The sequence below is a fragment of the Kribbella sp. NPDC026611 genome (assembly GCF_040638345.1).
Lineage (GTDB): Bacteria > Actinomycetota > Actinomycetes > Propionibacteriales > Kribbellaceae > Kribbella.
The window spans coordinates 122,370-138,408 of the sequence record NZ_JBEZYC010000007.1 but is presented as its reverse complement, the minus strand read 5'-3'; the positions used below and the strand labels follow the sequence as shown (position 1 = coordinate 138,408).

Below are 16,039 nucleotides of genomic sequence, written 5' to 3'. Positions count from 1 at the left end.
CGTGATCCCCGGCGAGGTCAGGCAGTGAGGTTGTTCGCGCGGCGGATCACGTCGACGACGTCGGACATCATCGTGGTCAGGTCGTAGTGCTTGGGGGTGTAGATGGCGGCGACGCCGGCGGCCAGCAGCGATTTCGCGTCGGCGTCGGGGACTATGCCGCCTACCACTACCGGGACATCCGTGAGGCCGGCTTCGCGGAGGCCTGCCACGACCTGGGGAACCAACTCCATGTGGGAGCCGGAGAGGATGGAGAGGCCCACGCAGTGGACGTCTTCGGCGACCGCCGCGGCGACGATCTCGCTCGGGGTCAGGCGGATGCCTTGGTAGATGACCTCGAAGCCGACGTCGCGGGCGCGGACCGCTACCTGTTCGGCGCCGTTGGAGTGGCCGTCGAGGCCGGGTTTGCCGACCAGGAGACGGAGGCGGCCGCCCAGGTCGGCAGAAGTTGCGGTGACCTTGGCGCGGACCGCGGCGATGGCTTCGGCACCGGACGCGCCGACCGAGCCCGAGACGCCGGTAGGAGCGCGGTACTCGCCGAAGATCTCGCGCAGGACAGCGGACCACTCGCCGGTGGTGACACCGGCCCGGGCACACTCCAAGGTCGGGAACATCAGGTTTTCGTTGCCCTTGGCAACATCGCGCAACTGGGCCAGGGCACGCTCCACAGCCGCCGAGTCGCGTCCGGCACGCCAGGCCGACAAGGACGAGAGAGCCGCGGCCTCGGCGGCGGGGTCGACGGTCTGGATGGCGGTGTCGAGGTCGGCGGTCAGCGGTGACGGCTCGGTGTTCTCGAACTTGTTGACGCCGACAACGATCTGCTCGCCCGACTCGATCCGCTGCCGCCGCTCGGCATGCGACGCGACCAGGGCCTGCTTCAAGTATCCGCTCTCGACCGCGGCGACCGCCCCGCCCATCGCCTGCACCCGGTCGATCTCCTCCTGGGCACCGGACACCAGCGCAGCGACCTTCTCCCCCACGACGACAGACCCGTCGAAGATGTCGTCGTACTCCAGCAGGTCGGACTCGAAGGCCAGCACCTGCTGCATCCGCAGCGACCACTGCTGGTCCCACGGCCGCGGCAACCCCAGGGCCTCGTTCCACGCCGGCAGCTGGACCGCACGCGCCCGTGCGTTCTTCGACAGCGTCACGCCGAGCATCTCGAGGACGATCCGCTGGACGTTGTTCTCCGGCTGCGCCTCGGTCAGGCCGAGCGAGTTCACCTGTACGCCGTAGCGCAGCCGCCGCGCCCGCGCATCGGTCACGCCGTACCGCTCCAGGGTGATCGAGTCCCACAGCTCGACGAACGCGCGCATCTTGCACATCTCTTCGATGAAACGCACGCCTGCGTTCACGAAGAAGGAGATGCGCTGCACCACGTCACCGAACCGCTCTGCGGGCACCTGTCCCGAGTCACGAACCCGGTCCAGTACGGCGATCGCCGTAGACATCGCGAACGCGAGCTCCTGGACAGGGGTCGCGCCGGCCTCCTGCAGGTGATAGCTGCAGATGTTGATGGGGTTCCACTTGGGCATATGGCTGACGGTGTAGGCAATGAGGTCTGTGGTGAGCCGCAGCGACGCATCGGGCGGGAAGGCGTACGTCCCACGGGACAGGTACTCCTTGACGATGTCGTTCTGCGTAGTGCCCATCAGCTCGTCCGGGAGCGCGCCCTGCTCCTGCGCAGCGACCTGGTAGAGCGCCAGCATCCACATGGCGGGTGCATTGATCGTCATCGACGTGTTCATCTGCGCCAGCGGGATCTGGTCGAACAGCGCCCGGACGTCACCCAGGTGCGCGACCGGTACGCCGACCTTCCCGACCTCACCCTTGGCGAGTGGGTGATCCGGGTCGTACCCGGTCTGCGTCGGCAGGTCGAACGCGACCGACAGGCCGGTCTGCCCCTTCGCCAGGTTCCGGCGGAACAAGGCGTTCGACTCCGCCGCGGACGAGTGGCCCGCGTACGTCCGCATCACCCAAGGTCGATCGGTCGCCATGTACCCGAGAGTAGGACCGTGTGACCTTGTGAGTCCCGCCCTCGTGACTCGCGTCACCAGGGGTGTGGATCACACTCAAGCGGAGATTGGGAGCGGCGTTCTCTCGACGTTCAGGACTCGGTGCAGGCGGGTGACCGCGAGGATGCGGACGACCGACGGCATCGGGTGCCAGAGGACGAGTTGGCGGCCGAGGGACTGGGTCCGGCGGTGGGTCGCGACCAGCAGGCCGAGGCCGGTGGCGTCGACCGCGTCGACCTCTTCCAGGTCAACGATCACGTCGCCGTCCGAGGCGTCGATCAGGTCGTTGAGCGTTTGGCGGACGTCGCCCACCGAGCGGACGTCCAGGATCCCGGTCAGGTGAACCACGTTGTCAGGCTTGTCTGGGGTCGGTGCGTGCATGTCCGTGCCCTCCGCTCTTCGGCGGCCCCCGAGTGATCGGCCGCAAGGCAGCGTGTGTTGGTAAAGACTCCCTGGAGACACGGAAGGTTGCCAAGGCCTCACGATCTTTTGTTTTCGCGAGACAATGGTGTCCGTGTTCGCCGAGGAGTACTTCCTGTTCCCGGTGGTGGCTCTCGCCCTGGCCGGACTGATGGTACTGCTCTGCCGCTGGGCCTTCTCGAAGGCCAAGGGCGGCTCGCTGGTCCGCCGCGTCGACACCAAGCCGGCCGAGCGCGATTCGTTCGGCCTGCTGACCGACATCCGGACCGTCGCCAGCTACAACGAGGCCCGGGTGACGGTCTCCCGGCTGAAGGACTTCGGCATCAAGGCGACCGCCGCCCGGACCAAGGAGGGCTGGACGGTGTACGTCTGGCCCCGTGACGAGGCAGCGGCCCGCGGGCTCCTCGACGCCCCCTGATTCCGGCTTCTCGCTCGCACGTGTCCTCCGGAGAGCGCTCTCGCGCGTCCTCTCCCGGGTCGACCGCGTCACGAGAAGGGGGCTGGGGACATCGGACAAGAACAGGGTGAACCCACCGGGAGCTCACCAGACGCGAGGAGTTCGATGACGCCCGACCTGGCCATCATGGCCGTCGCCCTGCCGTCGAAAGTAGCCCGGCAGCGGCCCACCGCCGTACCGGAGGACGACGACGGAGGGGCACTGGAGGCGTCGGTGCGGGAGCCAGAACGCTTCGCCGAGATCTTCGACCGGTACTTCGGTCAGGTCCACGGGTACGTCGCCCGCCGGCTGGGGACCGACCTGGCCGACGACCTGGCCGCGGAGACGTTCCTGATCGCGTTCAGGCAGCGGGAGCGGTTCGACCGGCGGAGCGGCGTCGTGCGGGCGTGGCTGTACGGGATCGCCACCAACCTGATCCGCCGGCACCGCCGCGACGAGGTCCGCGCGTGGCGGGCGATGGCCAAGCTGCCGCTACCTGTGCCGTCCGGTGCGCCGGACGACCACATCGCGGCGCAGGTCACCGCACAGGGCGCCTCCCGCGAGCTGGCGGCCGCACTGGCGAATCTGAGCACGAAGGACCGGGAGGTGCTGCTGCTCGTGGCACTCGGCGACCTGACGTACGACGAGGTCGCGGCAGCGCTCGGCATCGCGTACGGGACTGTGTGCTCCCGGCTGTCCCGCGCGCGCAAGGCCGTCCGCGCTGTCATCACCAACCCGTCCGAGGAGCCGTCGTGAACGAGTTCGATGTACTGCGGAAGGCGTTCCCGGAGCAGGAGCCGCCGTCGGCCGAGGCCGCCGCGGGGGCGCGGCGGCAGGTGCAGGACCTGATCCGTACGGCCAGGTCGCCCAGGCGCCGGTTCATGGCCAGGTGGCGCGCCGGATGGGTCGGCACCGCGGTGACAGCGGCCACCGCGCTGGTAGCCGTGGTCGCGCTGGGCGGCTCACTCCTCGTCGGTCACGACAAGACCGACGAGGCAGTCCCGGGTGGTCCCAGCAGCACGCTGCCGCCGACCACACCACGCCTGACCGCCGCGGCCAAGGTGCTGATCGCGATGGCGATCCGGCAAGAGACGAACGAGAAGGTCTCCGGCAAGTGGTTCCGGGTCCGCAGCCTGCACCTGAGCTCGACCCAGGTAGGCAACCCGAAGTACACGCTGCGGCGGCGGTCCATCACCGAGAGCTGGATGCCGATGAAGCCGGGCGTGAAGTCCTGGTTCGGGTGGGTCAACCTCGGCTACCAGCCCGCGACCCTCGACGACCTGGCCAGCTGGCGCGCTCAGGGCTCACCCGCCAGGTGGCAGCTCCCGTACGAGAAGGACCCGATCAGCACCACCGACGGCGAGCCTGTCGTGAATCGGATGTCGTTCGAGGACGTGCCGCCCGGGTACTACCTGACCGGCGACCGGCCGCTCAGCGCCGAGCAGATCGCCGCGCTGCCGACCGACCCGTCGCAGCTCCGGAAGGTGCTGGCAGGCGCGGCCACGGACCGGGCCGACGTCGACTACACCGTCTTCGCCGCCGCCGGCCGGTTGCTGTTCGAGATGCCGTCCCCACCGAAGCTCCGGGGCGCGGCACTGCGGGTCCTCGCCGCCCTCCCCGGCGCGCGGATCCGGACCGGCGTCAAGGATCCGCTGGGCCGCACCGGTACCGAGATCACCCTCAGGACGACGCTGGACAAGCCGGACAGTCGACGCACCGTGATGTTCGGTGTCGGCACGTCCTACATCGTCGACCCGACCACCGGCCGCCTCCTCAGCCAGACCGTCACCGGCGGCAAGACCGGCTCGACCGTCGTTCTCGAGTCCGGCTGGACGGACGACCGACCGACGCCCCCGTCCCGCACCGTCAAGTGACCCGGCGACAGGCCCTCCCCAGGCCGCCGCCAGGCCGTCCCCTGCCCAGAGCCAGGAAAGGCCCGATCCCCCTTGCCCAGATTCCGCCCCAAAGTCGCCGTGGCGGCCACCATCGCCGCCGCCGTCATCGCCACGACTGCGTACCCTGCCGCTGCTGACCTGCTCGCGCACACGCAGCCCACCGTGGACACCCATAGGCCCGCCGCGGGGGCCAGGGCCGGTGCGGCGATCACGGAGCTGACCTTCACCTTGATCACCGGAGACAAGGTGATCGTCCATCAGGGCCCAGGTGGCGTCACCAGCACCGAGGTCCGTCCGGGTGCCGGGCGCGCCGGGATGATGTTCCACAAGTCGACCCTCGGCGACAAGGAGGAGGTACTGCCGTTCGACGCGGTACCGCTGGTTGCCGCGGGTGTCCTCGACGCTCGCCTGTTCGACGTGAAGCTGCTCGCCACGCTCCACCTCGACGACGCCTCCGCCCCGAACCTGCCGCTGCTGATCCGGTACAACGCCCGGCACCGCGCCGCCGCGCTCCCACCCGGCATGACGGTGAGCCGCCGACTCGCCCTCGTCGACGCGGTGGCCGTCGACCAGGCCCGGGACCGAACGGCCGCGTTGTGGAAGACCTGGACCAGCCGAACCGGGATCGTCGAGCACGTGTGGCTCGACGGCGGACTGATGCCGACTCTCGATCGAAGCGTCCCGCAGATCGGCGCACCGGCCGCGTGGCGGGCCGGCCTGACCGGCAAGGGCGTCAAGGTCGCCGTCCTCGATTCCGGGTACGACGCCACCCATCCGGACCTGAAGGGCCGGGTTGTCGCGTCGAAGTCGTTCGTCGAAGGCGGTGACGCCACCACCGACTCGGTGGGCCACGGCACGCACGTCGCCGCCACGATCGCGGGCAGCGGCGCGGCGTCCGGTGGACGGTACCGCGGCGTCGCGCCGGACGCCGAGCTGCTCGTCGGGCAGGTGTGCAGCGTCTTCTGCCGCGACTCCGACGTCATCGCCGGTCTGCAGTGGGCGGCGGACCAGGGCGCCCGGATCGTCAACCTGAGCTTCGGCGGCGCGCCGTCGGACGGCACCGATCCGGTCGCCCAGGCCGTGAACACGCTGACGGCGAGCAAAGGCACGCTCTTCGTCGCGGCCGCCGGCAACCGCGGTCGGAGCGGAACCGTAGGGAGTCCGGCCGCCGCCGACGCGGCGCTCGCTGTCGCCTCGGTGACCAAGTCCGACACCCTGAGCGCAACGTCGAGCCGCGGCCCGCGCATCGGCGACCTCGCGGTCAAACCGGACATCGCCGCGCCCGGCGACCGCATCGTCTCCGCGCGGGCCGCCGGGACGCTCGGCCAGTCCGCGGTCAACGCGTCGTACGCCGAGCTGTCCGGCACCTCCATGGCTGCCCCTCACGTCAGCGGTGCGGCAGCCCTGGTCGCCCAGCTGCACCCAACCTGGAAAGCGGCCGAGCTCAAGTCCGCCCTGATGAACTCGGCCCTCGGCCTGGACGGGCTGGACGTCTACGCGCAAGGCACCGGCCGGGTGGACGTCGCACGCGCCGTCCGCCAGCAGGTGATCGCGACGCCGGCGGCGCTGAACCTGGGTCTGCAGACGTCCCCGCACGCGGATGACAAGCCGGTCAGCGGAACCGTCACCTTTCACAACGCGGGCCCGCACCTGGTGCGGTTGCGGCTGGCCCTGCCGAACCGGATGTTCAGCCTGAGCCGCCGGTCCGTCGACGTCCCCGCGCACGGCACCGCCACCGTCGACGTCACCGCCGACACCTCCAGACCCGGTCCGGACGGCGCGTACGGCGGCACGCTTGTTGCTATTGGCAATGGCCTGTCGATCCGCACTACCGTTGCTGTCGGCAAGGAGGCCGCGGCCGACGAGCACCGCCTGGTGCTGCTGGATCGCGCCGGCCGGCCGGTGACGAACGACGACAACCGGCTGGGGCTGGCCACGTTCGTCAACCTGGACACGCTCGAGTCCTACCGCACCGAGCCAGGTGACACCGTCCGGCTGCCGCGCGGCCGCTACGCGGTCGACGCCTTCATCGGCACGGTCAACCCCAGTGGTCAGGGCTACGCCGAAGGCGTGTACCTCGGGAAGCCCGACCTGGTCCTCGACGGCCCTGGCGACCTGGTGCTCGACGGCCGGGAGGCGGTCAAGGTCGCGCTGCGGGCCCCGGTCGCGGGCGCCGATGCGGCCAGCGCCGGCGTCGGCTACACCCGCCCGCTCGGCACCGGGACGTTCGTCGGTGGGATCGCGGTGATCAACCCCCTCACACGGGGCTTCTCCCCGAACCTGTACGTCGTACCGACCGCCGGCGGCTCCGCGCAGGACTTCACCGGTTTCGCGCAGGCCGTCTGGGCGAAGATGCCGCCGAACCAGCCACCCGACAACGACTACTACCTGGACAGTCCGTACCTGTCCACGACGTGGTCACCTGGCCTGGCCGGTTCCCGGAGCACCCCGTGCTGGCCACTGCACCGCAGGACTTCGCCCGCCTGGACGCGACGTACGCCGGGAGCCCCGGCGAACGCGCGAACAACTACGGCTTCCCGTCGCTGCCAGGAGTCGACCGTGCCGGCCGGGTGCGCGGCGTCTTTCTCTTCTCACCGGCCGTGCAGATGAATCTGCCGTTCCGCCGTCAGGAGTACTACGCGGTCAAGGGGGTGCGCTGGAGCTTCGAAACCGAGGTGTGGCGTCAGGACGCCAACGGCCAGGGCGACACCACCTCACTCGTCGACTCGGTGCCGACCGCGTACCCGGCCGGTCGCACCACACCGGTCCGCTGGCAACAAGCGGTGTTCGGGCCCAGCCTGCCGGACAGCCGCGCCGGAGTACCGGCCAGTGATCCGCAGTCGTGGGTGTTCCGTGACGGTGACAGCCTCACCGTCGCGGTACCGATGTACGCCGACGGTGGTCGTGACCGGCTCGGCCTGGCTGTCGTCGACTCCGAGCACACCTCGCTGTCCCGGAACGGGGTAGCGGTCGGAGCAAGCGACGCGCTAGGTCAGCAAGTGTTCGCGCTGCCGGCGGGGCAGGCTCAGTACGTCCTCACCAAGACGGTCCGGCGTCCAGCAGAGCTGTACCAACTGTCCACCGAGATCGAGTCCGCCTGGACGTTCCGCTCGGAACGTACGCCGGACGGCAAGGCGACGCCGCAGCCCCTGATGACCGTGCGCTACGAGCCGGCGCTCGACGAGCGCAACCAAGCCCCGGCGGGGCGCTTCGACGTACCGGTGACGGTCGAGCACCGGTACGGCGTCGTACCGCGGGCCGTTGTCTCGCTGACGATCGAGGCGTCGTATGACGGCAGCACTTGGCACCCGCTCGCCGTCCGTCGCTCCGACCACGGCTGGGTGGCGGAGACGGACCAGCCAGGAGGCTCGCTGGTGTCGCTGCGGGCGCACGCAGTGGACAGCGCCGGCAACGCGGTGGAACAGACGATCCACAACGCCTACTCAGTGCGCTGACACCAGCTCTGTCCCCGCCCGCGGAGTTGGGCGGGGACAGGCTTTGGCCGACCGTCTAGGGTCGGGGTATGGGGACTCTGCTGGAGCTCGACCTGACCCGCGGCGTACTCGAGACGCCGCCCGCTTCGCCGGTGGCGGCCTTCCGGGCCCGTCACCTGCCGACGCTGCGCGAACTGGTGGCCGCCCTGCGCAAGGGCGCCCGCGACGACACCGTGGTCGGTGTGGTCGCCCACCTGGGCGGCCAGCAGCTGTCGCTGGCCCAGGTGCAGGAGCTGCGCGAAGCCGTGGCCGACTTCCGTACGTCAGGGAAGCCTGCGGTCGCCTGGTCCGAGTCGTTCGGGGAGTCCGGTCAGGGCACTGTGCCCTACTACCTCGCTACGGCGTTCGACGAGATCTGGTTGCAGCCGTCGGGTGACCTGTCCATCACTGGCGTCACGGTGCGGGCTGTCTTCGTCCGGGGTGCACTGGACAAGGCAGGGGTGATTCCGCAGTTCGGTAAGCGGCGAGAGTACAAGACCGCTGCGGACACGTTCACCGAGCGCGAGATGACCGGGCCGGCGCGCGAGATGGCGTCGCGGCTGGCGGAGTCGGCGTACGAGCAGATCGTCGAGGGCATCGCCGTACGGCGGCGGCTGGACACCGCCCGCGTGCGCGAGCTCGTCGACAGCGCGCCGCTGCACGCACAGGCCGGTCTGGACGCCGGACTGGTCGACCGGCTCGGGTACCGCTCGGACGTGTACGACGAGCTGGAGAAGCAGCTGCAGTACGACGACCGCCTGCTGGCCGAGCGCTACGTACGGCGTGGGCCACGCACGCTCGACGAGCTACGCAGGCAGCTGCCCTGGCCGCACAAGCCGCTCGTAGCCGTCGTACGCGTCTCCGGTGGCATCACCGTCGGCCGGAACTCCAACAGCCCCATGGGCGGCCCCGGCTCGGGCTCCGACACCGTCGGCGCGGCCCTGCGGGCGGTAGCGGACAACGAGGACGTCAAGGCCGTCGTACTGCGCGTCGACAGCCCCGGCGGGTCCTACGTCGCGTCTGACGCCATCCGCAACGAGGTACTGCGGCTCCGCTCGACCGGACGACCCGTGATCGCGTCGATGGGCAGCGTCGCGGCCTCTGGTGGGTACTTCGTCGCCATGCCCGCCGACGTGATCGTCGCAGAGCCGGGCACGATCACCGGCTCGATCGGCGTACTGACCGGCAAGGGCGTCGTCCGGGATGCGTTGGGCCGGATCGGGATCTCGCTGCAGGCCGTGTCCGAGGGCGCGAACGCCCGGATGTACTCGGCGCAGGAGGAGTTCAGCGACGAGCAGTGGGCGCGGCTGGAGGAGACGCTCGACCGCATCTACCAGGACTTCGTCGCGAAGGCCGCGCAGGACCGCGGACTGCCCGAGGCGCGGCTGGAAGAGCTTGCTCGTGGACGGGTCTGGACAGGTGCGGACGCGCACGGCCACAAGCTGGTCGACGAGCTGGGCGGCTTCCAGCATGCGCTGACCCTCGCCTGTAACCGGGCCGGTCTGGACCGGGACGAGATCGCCGTCACGACCGTCCCGCACCGCAATCTCCTCAGCCAGCTCCGCCCGCCGACGACGACCGACGACCTGGCGGTGACCGCTCCGCCGCTCAGCCTGGACGGGGTGGCCAGCGGCATCTACGCGGCGCTCGGTCTCCCGCCGACCGGCGTGCTGACGATGCCGCTGACCTGGACCGTCAGCTGACTCAGCGACCTGCGGCTACCGGCGCATCTGTCGGCCGAGACGCAACGGCCCGCGGCGCGTCGGTGGGACGGGACGCGACGACTGCCGGCGCGTCAGTCGGTCGAGACGCAAGGGCCGCAGGCGCATCTGTCGGCCGAGACGCAACGGCCGCAGGCGCATCAGTTGGCCGGGATGCGACGGCTGCTGGGTCAGCGGTTGTCGATGGTGAATGCGATGCAGTGAACTGGCCGGCCACAGCGACCACTGCGGTGCAGGTGGCGGCCACAGCGAGGGCGGTGGTCAGCAGGTGTTTTCGTGCCATCAAGCTCCTCCTCGGACGAGTGCGAGGCACCCACGCAACCACCCAGATCAAGCGCTTGTCCAACGATGCAGAGCCCTTTCGAAACCAGTCGAATCGGTTGCGTCCGGTCCCTCGATCGTCAGGGCTGCTCGCGCTCGCCACCCGGTACCCAGAGGACGTCGCCGCCCGAGGACAGGTTGGCGACCCGGCCGAGGATGAAGAGCAGGTCGGACAGGCGGTTCAGGTACGTCAGCGCCAGCAGGTTGACCGACGGGCCGTGCGCCTCGACCGCGACCCAACCGGCCCGCTCGGCCCGCCGTACCACCGTGCGGGCCACGTTGAGGTAGGCCGCGCCCTCGGTGCCACCGGGCAGGATGAACGAGCGGAGCTTGGTCAAACGACCGTTGTAGTCATCGCACCAGCCCTCGAGCCGGTCGACGTAGTCCTGGGTGATCCGCAACGGCGGGTACTCCGGGTCGGGCGTGACCGGGTTGCACAGGTCCGCGCCGACGTCGAACAGGTCGTTCTGGATCCGGGTCAGCAGCACCACGATCGCGCTGTTCAGGTGGCCGGCCGCGATGGCCACCCCGATCGCCGAGTTCGCCTCGTCGACCTCGCCGTACGCCGCCAGTCGCGGATCGGTCTTCGACGTCGTGGAGTTGTCGCCCAGGCGGGTCTCGCCGGCGTCACCGGTACGGGTGTAGATCCGCGTCAAGTTCACTGCCATGCCAGGACTCTACGCAAAGCGCGCGCCGGTCAAACGCTACAGTCGACCGGTGGAACGGTTTCGGATCGCGGGTGAGGCACGGCTCGATGGCGCCGTGGAGGTCGCCGGGGCGAAGAACAGTGTGCTCAAGCTGATGGCGGCCGCCTTGCTGGCGGAAGGGACGACGACGCTGCGGCAGGTGCCGGGCATCCTCGACGTCACGTTCATGGCGCAGCTGCTGGACACGCTCGGGTGCTCGGTCACGGTGGACGCGGAGGCACGGCTCGCGACGATCGCCGTCCCGGGCGAGGTGAAGCACCAGTGCGACTACGAACTGGTGCGCAAGCTGCGCGCCTCGATCTCGGTGCTCGGCCCGCTGCTGGCGCGCTGCGGCAAGGCCGAGGTGGCGCTGCCGGGCGGTGACAACATCGGGTCGCGCGGCCTGAACATGCACGTCGCAGGCCTGGAGGCGATGGGCGCGAAGGTCCACATCGAGCACGGTTTCGTGATCGCCGAGGCCCCGCAAGGCCTGCACGGCGCCGAGGTCTGGCTGGACTTCCCGAGCGTCGGGGCGACCGAGACGATCATGATGGCCGCGGTGCTGGCCCGCGGGACCACGATCATCGAGAACGCGGCCCGCGAGCCGGAGATCCAGGACATCGCGAAGATGCTGGTCGAGATGGGCGCGCAGGTCGACGGCGCCGGCTCCCCGCGGATCGAGATCACCGGCGTGGACGGACCCCTGAACGCGGTCGACCACACCGTGGTGCCGGACCGGATCGTCTCCGGGAGCTGGGCATTCGCAGCCGCCATCACCAAGGGTGACGTCACCGTCACGAACGGGCACGCCGAGCACCTCGAACTGCCGCTCGACAAACTGCACAAGGCCGGCGCGGAGATCACCGTGCTGAACCCGGGCTTCCGGGTCCGGATGCACGACCGGCCGAAGCCGGTGGACGTGGTCACGCTCCCCTACCCCGGGTTCGCGACCGACCTGCAGGCGTTCGTGATCGCGCTCAACGCGCTGAGCGACGGTGCCGCGATGGTGACCGAGAACCTCTTCGAAGGCCGGTTCACCTTCGCGCAGGAGCTGACCCGGCTGGGCGCGCAGATCCAGACGGACGGGCATCATGCCGTCGTCCGCGGCGTACCGCGGCTCTCTGGAGCTCCGGTGGTTGCGTCTGACATCCGCGCGGGTGCGGCGCTGGTCCTGGCCGGTCTGGCGGCCGAGGGCGAGACGCTGGTGTCTGCTGCGCATCACGTGCACCGCGGGTACACGGACTTCGCCGGCAACCTGCGGCGGCTTGGTGCCGATGTAGTGGTCGAGCCCGACGACGCCGAGATGTACTGGAACTGACGATGACGCAACGTGTGATCAAGCCGGTCGGGCGCGGGTTCCTCTTCCTCGACTCGCATCCGACCGGGTGTGCCCGGATCGTGCGGGACATGGCCGCGCAGGTCGAGCCGCGGACACCAGAGCGCCGTACCGCGCTCGTGATCGGCTCCAGCTCGGGCTACGGCCTGGCGACGACGATCGCGGGCCTGGCACGGTACGGCGTCGACGGCATCGGCATCTCCTTCGAGAAGGCGGCCACGGCTCGTCGTACAGCCAGCGCCGGCTGGTACCGCACTGCGGAGACAGCAGCGCTCGCCGAGGAGCTGGGCCGGTCGTGGACGTTCGTCAACGCCGATGCGTTTGCGGACACCACCAAGGACGAGGTGCTCGACCTGATCGCCGCACGACTCGGCGGGATCGACCACCTCATCTACAGCGTCGCCGCACCGCGCCGGGTCGACCCGCGGAACGGTGAGACGTACCAGTCCGCGCTGAAGACGATCGGTACGCCGTACAGCACAAAGAGCCTCGCCTTCGACGACGGGGAGCCGGTGCTGCAGGAGGTGCCGATCGACGTGGCCACCGACGACGAGATCGCCCAGACCGTGAAGGTGATGGGCGGCGAGGACTGGGCCCGCTGGATCGTTGCGCTCCAGGAGCGCGACCTGCTCAAGCCTGGCTTCAACACGGTCGCGCTGACCTACATCGGGTCTGACCTGACCGGCCGCATCTACCGGCAGGGGTCGATCGGAGCTGCGAAGGCGGACCTCGAGCAGACCGCAGTACAGCTGGCCAAGGACGGCGTGACCGCCATGACCTCAGTCAACGGCGCAGCCGTCACCCAAGCGTCGTCTGCCATCCCCGGCATCGGCCTGTACGTCAGCCTGCTGCACAAGGTGCGCGGCCTGGAAACCCCTGTACAGCAGTCGATCTCGCTATGGGACCAGCTGACCGGTGAGGCACCGCTGGACCTCGACGACGAGGGCCGCATCCGCCTCGACCGCTGGGAGCTGACGGACGACGTACAGTCCGCAGTACGCGCCCAGTGGGAGTCAGCGACCCAGGACAACATCGCCGAGGTCGCCGACACCACCTGGTTCTTCTCCGAGGTACGCCGCCTCTACGGCTTCGACGTACCCAACGTGGAGTACGACGCCGAAGCCGAGGTCGACATCCCCTGGCCCACTACAACGGCTTGAACGACACCATTTCCAGGACGAGGTCGCCGGCCTCGTCGGAGGCGGACAGGTCGACGGTGGCGGTGATGCGCCAGTCGTGGTTGCCCTCGGGGTCGTCGATAATCTGCTGGACCTCCCAGTAGCCAGGGTGTTCCTCGACGAGGAACAGGGCCGGGCCTCGGGAGGCAGGGCCGGTGCCGATCGAGTCGTGCTCGGCGTAGTACGCCGTACCGGCGTCGGCCCAGCGGCCGGCGTCCCAGCCGGCGTCGGCGTCCAGGGTGCCGAGCTCGGCCCAGCGGTGGCGGGCGATGAGCTCGACGCGGCGGAACATGGCGTTGCGGACCAGCACCCGGAAGGCCCTGGTGTTCAAGGTGATCCGGCGCGGTCCGGCCGGCACCGGCACGGCCACCTCGTCGGTGGTCGGGTTGGTGAGCTCCTCCCACTCGTCGAGCAGGCTGGAGTCGGTCTGCCGGACCACCTCGCCGAGCCACTCGACCAGGTCGGACAGGTCCTCGTTCACCAAGGCCTCTGGGACGGTCTGTCGCAGCGCCTTGTAGGCGTCGCTCAGGTAGCGCAGGACGATTCCCTCCGAGCGCGCCAGGCCGTAGAACCCGACGAACTCGCCGAACGTCATCGCCCGCTCGAACATGTCCCGGACGACGGACTTCGGGGACAGCCCGGTGTCGGCGATCCACGGGTGCGTCTGCCGGTACATCTCGAACGTTGCCTCGAGCAACTCGTTGAGCGGCTTCGGCCAGCTGACGTCCTCGAGCAGCTCCATCCGCTCGTCGTACTCGATGCCCTGGGCCTTCATCGCGTTCACGGCCTCGCCCTTGGCGTGGTGCTCCTGGGCCCAGAGGATCGCGCGCGGATCCTCCAGCGTGGCCTCGATGATCGAGACGACGTCGAGCGCGTACGACGGGTCGTTCGGGTCGAGCAGGTCCAACGCCGCGAGCGCGAAGGTCGACAGCGGCTGGTTGAGGCTGAAGTCCTTCTGGAGGTCGACGGTCAGGCGAAGCAGCCGGCCGTTCTCGTCCGGCTCGTCCAGGCGTTCGACGACGCCGGCGGTGACCAGGGTGCGGTAGATCTGGATCGCGCGGCGGATCAGCCGGAGCTGGGCCTTGGAGTCCTCGTGGTTGTCGCGGAGCAGGTGCCGCATGCTCTCGAACGCGTTGCCGTCGCGCGCAATGACGTTGAGCAGCATCGCGTGGCTGACCCGCATCCGGGACTGCAGCGCCTCGGGGTCGGCCGCGACCAGCCGGTCGAAGGTCTCCTCGCCCCAGGTGACGAAGCCTTCCGGCGGCTTCTTCCGCTGGACCTTACGCTGCTTCTTCGGGTCGTCGCCGGCCTTGGCGAGAGCCTTCACGTTCTCGATCACGTGATCGGGCGCCTCGACAACGACAGTGCCCGAGGTGTCGTACCCGGCCCGGCCGGCACGGCCCGCGATCTGGTGGAACTCGCGCGCCTTCAGGATCCGCTGGCGGCGTCCGTCGTACTTGCTGAGCGCGGTGAGCACGACCGTGCGGATCGGCACGTTGATGCCGACGCCGAGCGTGTCGGTACCGCAGATCACCTTGAGCAGACCGGCCTGCGCGAGCTGCTCGACCAGCCGCCGGTACTTCGGGAGCATGCCGGCGTGGTGGACGCCGATACCGTGCTTGACCAGGCGCTGCAGCGTCCGGCCGAAACCCTTGCTGAACCGGAAGTGCCCGATCAGCTCGTTGATCTTCTCCTTCTCCTCCTTCGAGGAGACGTTGATGCTCATCAGGGCCTGGGCGCGTTCGAGTGCGGCCGCCTGGGTGAAGTGGACGACGTACACCGGCGCCTGGTGCGTGGTGAGGAGCTCTTCGAGCGTCTCGTGCAGGGGCGTCGTGACGTACTTGTAGACGAGCGGGACCGGGCGTTCGCCGGACGCGACGATCGCGGTCGGACGGCCGGTACGCCGGGACAGGTCGATCTTGAACCGCTCGACGTCGCCGAGGGTCGCGGACATCAGGATGAACTGCGCATCCGGCAGCTCGAGCAACGGGACCTGCCAGGCCCAGCCGCGATCCGGCTCCGAGTAGAAGTGGAACTCGTCCATCACGACCTGCCCGACGTCCGCCGCGGATCCCTCCCGCAGCGCAACGTTGGCCAGCACCTCCGCCGTACAGCAGACGATCGGCGCGCCCGCGTTGACCGCGGCGTCGCCGGTCAGCATCCCGACCTTGTCCGCCCCGAACACGTCGCACAGCGCGAAGAACTTCTCCGACACCAGCGCCTTGATCGGCGCCGTGTAGAACGTCCGCCGGCCCTCCGCGAGCGCCGCGAAGTGCGCCCCGGTCGCGACCAGGCTCTTCCCGGACCCGGTCGGCGTCGACAGGATTACGTTCGACCCGGTCATCACCTCGATCAACGCTTCCTCCTGCGCCGGGTACAACGAAATCCCCTGCTCGCCCACCCAGCCCTGAAAAGCCTCGAACAGCTCGTCAGGCCCCGCGGACCCCGGCACTCTCTCAGTAAGCGTCATCACCCCCATCATCCCGCACGCCCGGAACCACCACGTCACCCGCACCCCACGCCGCCGATCAGTCACTCACCTGCCCGTCCCGCAAGCTTCC

12 protein-coding genes are annotated in these 16,039 nt (G+C 69.6%); 8 read left to right on the top strand and 4 right to left on the bottom strand.

Annotated features, from left to right (window positions below; all coding sequences use genetic code 11):
- Window positions 1-17: 17 nt before the first annotated feature.
- Window positions 18-1,994: a protein meaA gene (locus AB0E69_RS27540; RefSeq protein WP_360152062.1), complete on the bottom strand. Its 1,977-nt coding sequence runs from the start codon at window positions 1,992-1,994 to the stop codon at window positions 18-20.
- 75 nt (window positions 1,995-2,069) lie between these two features.
- Window positions 2,070-2,360: an STAS domain-containing protein gene (locus AB0E69_RS27535; protein ID WP_360152059.1), complete on the bottom strand. Its 291-nt coding sequence runs from the start codon at window positions 2,358-2,360 to the stop codon at window positions 2,070-2,072.
- A 157-nt stretch (window positions 2,361-2,517) separates the two neighbouring features.
- On the opposite strand from AB0E69_RS27535, the gene AB0E69_RS27530 reads away from it, so the two are divergent.
- The 6 genes from AB0E69_RS27530 (at window position 2,518) to sppA (ending at window position 9,939) form a co-directional block, all read left to right on the top strand.
- Window positions 2,518-2,850, top strand: coding sequence for a hypothetical protein (locus AB0E69_RS27530; protein ID WP_360152056.1), 333 nt, complete (start codon window positions 2,518-2,520; stop codon window positions 2,848-2,850).
- 144 nt (window positions 2,851-2,994) lie between these two features.
- Window positions 2,995-3,624 (top strand): RNA polymerase sigma factor, encoded by a 630-nt coding sequence (locus tag AB0E69_RS27525; RefSeq protein WP_360152053.1) that lies wholly within the window; start codon window positions 2,995-2,997, stop codon window positions 3,622-3,624.
- Window positions 3,621-4,742 (top strand): CU044_5270 family protein, encoded by a 1,122-nt coding sequence (locus AB0E69_RS27520; RefSeq protein WP_360152050.1) that lies wholly within the window; start codon window positions 3,621-3,623, stop codon window positions 4,740-4,742. The genes AB0E69_RS27525 and AB0E69_RS27520 overlap by 4 nt, the downstream gene beginning before the upstream one ends.
- Window positions 4,743-4,841: 99 nt before the next feature.
- On the top strand, window positions 4,842-7,373 hold the full coding sequence (locus tag AB0E69_RS27515; RefSeq protein ID WP_360152047.1) for a S8 family serine peptidase: 2,532 nt from the start codon (window positions 4,842-4,844) through the stop codon (window positions 7,371-7,373).
- Window positions 7,364-8,218 carry a hypothetical protein gene (locus tag AB0E69_RS27510; RefSeq protein WP_360152044.1) on the top strand — a complete coding sequence of 285 codons (855 nt, stop codon included), beginning with the start codon at window positions 7,364-7,366 and terminating at the stop codon, window positions 8,216-8,218. The genes AB0E69_RS27515 and AB0E69_RS27510 overlap by 10 nt, the downstream gene beginning before the upstream one ends.
- A 68-nt stretch (window positions 8,219-8,286) precedes the next feature.
- Entirely contained in the window at window positions 8,287-9,939 is a 1,653-nt protein-coding gene (gene sppA, locus AB0E69_RS27505) for a signal peptide peptidase SppA (protein ID WP_360152041.1), read from the top strand.
- Window positions 9,940-10,358: 419 nt separating this feature from the next.
- Here the strand turns inward: sppA and AB0E69_RS27500 are convergent, their stop codons facing one another.
- Complete coding sequence (locus tag AB0E69_RS27500) at window positions 10,359-10,946, bottom strand: cob(I)yrinic acid a,c-diamide adenosyltransferase (protein WP_360152038.1); 588 nt, start codon at window positions 10,944-10,946, stop codon at window positions 10,359-10,361.
- 49 nt (window positions 10,947-10,995) lie between these two features.
- Here AB0E69_RS27500 and murA point away from each other — a divergent pair, with 49 nt between their 5' ends.
- Complete coding sequence (gene murA / locus AB0E69_RS27495; protein WP_360152035.1) at window positions 10,996-12,282, top strand: UDP-N-acetylglucosamine 1-carboxyvinyltransferase; 1,287 nt, start codon at window positions 10,996-10,998, stop codon at window positions 12,280-12,282.
- A gap of 2 nt (window positions 12,283-12,284) precedes the next feature.
- On the top strand, window positions 12,285-13,460 hold the full coding sequence (gene fabV, locus AB0E69_RS27490) for an enoyl-[acyl-carrier-protein] reductase FabV (RefSeq protein ID WP_360152032.1): 1,176 nt from the start codon (window positions 12,285-12,287) through the stop codon (window positions 13,458-13,460).
- Here fabV and AB0E69_RS27485 read toward each other — a convergent pair.
- Window positions 13,447-15,948, bottom strand: coding sequence for a DUF3516 domain-containing protein (locus tag AB0E69_RS27485; protein ID WP_360152029.1), 2,502 nt, complete (start codon window positions 15,946-15,948; stop codon window positions 13,447-13,449). The genes fabV and AB0E69_RS27485 overlap by 14 nt on opposite strands.
- Between the last annotated feature and the right edge of the window lie 91 nt (window positions 15,949-16,039).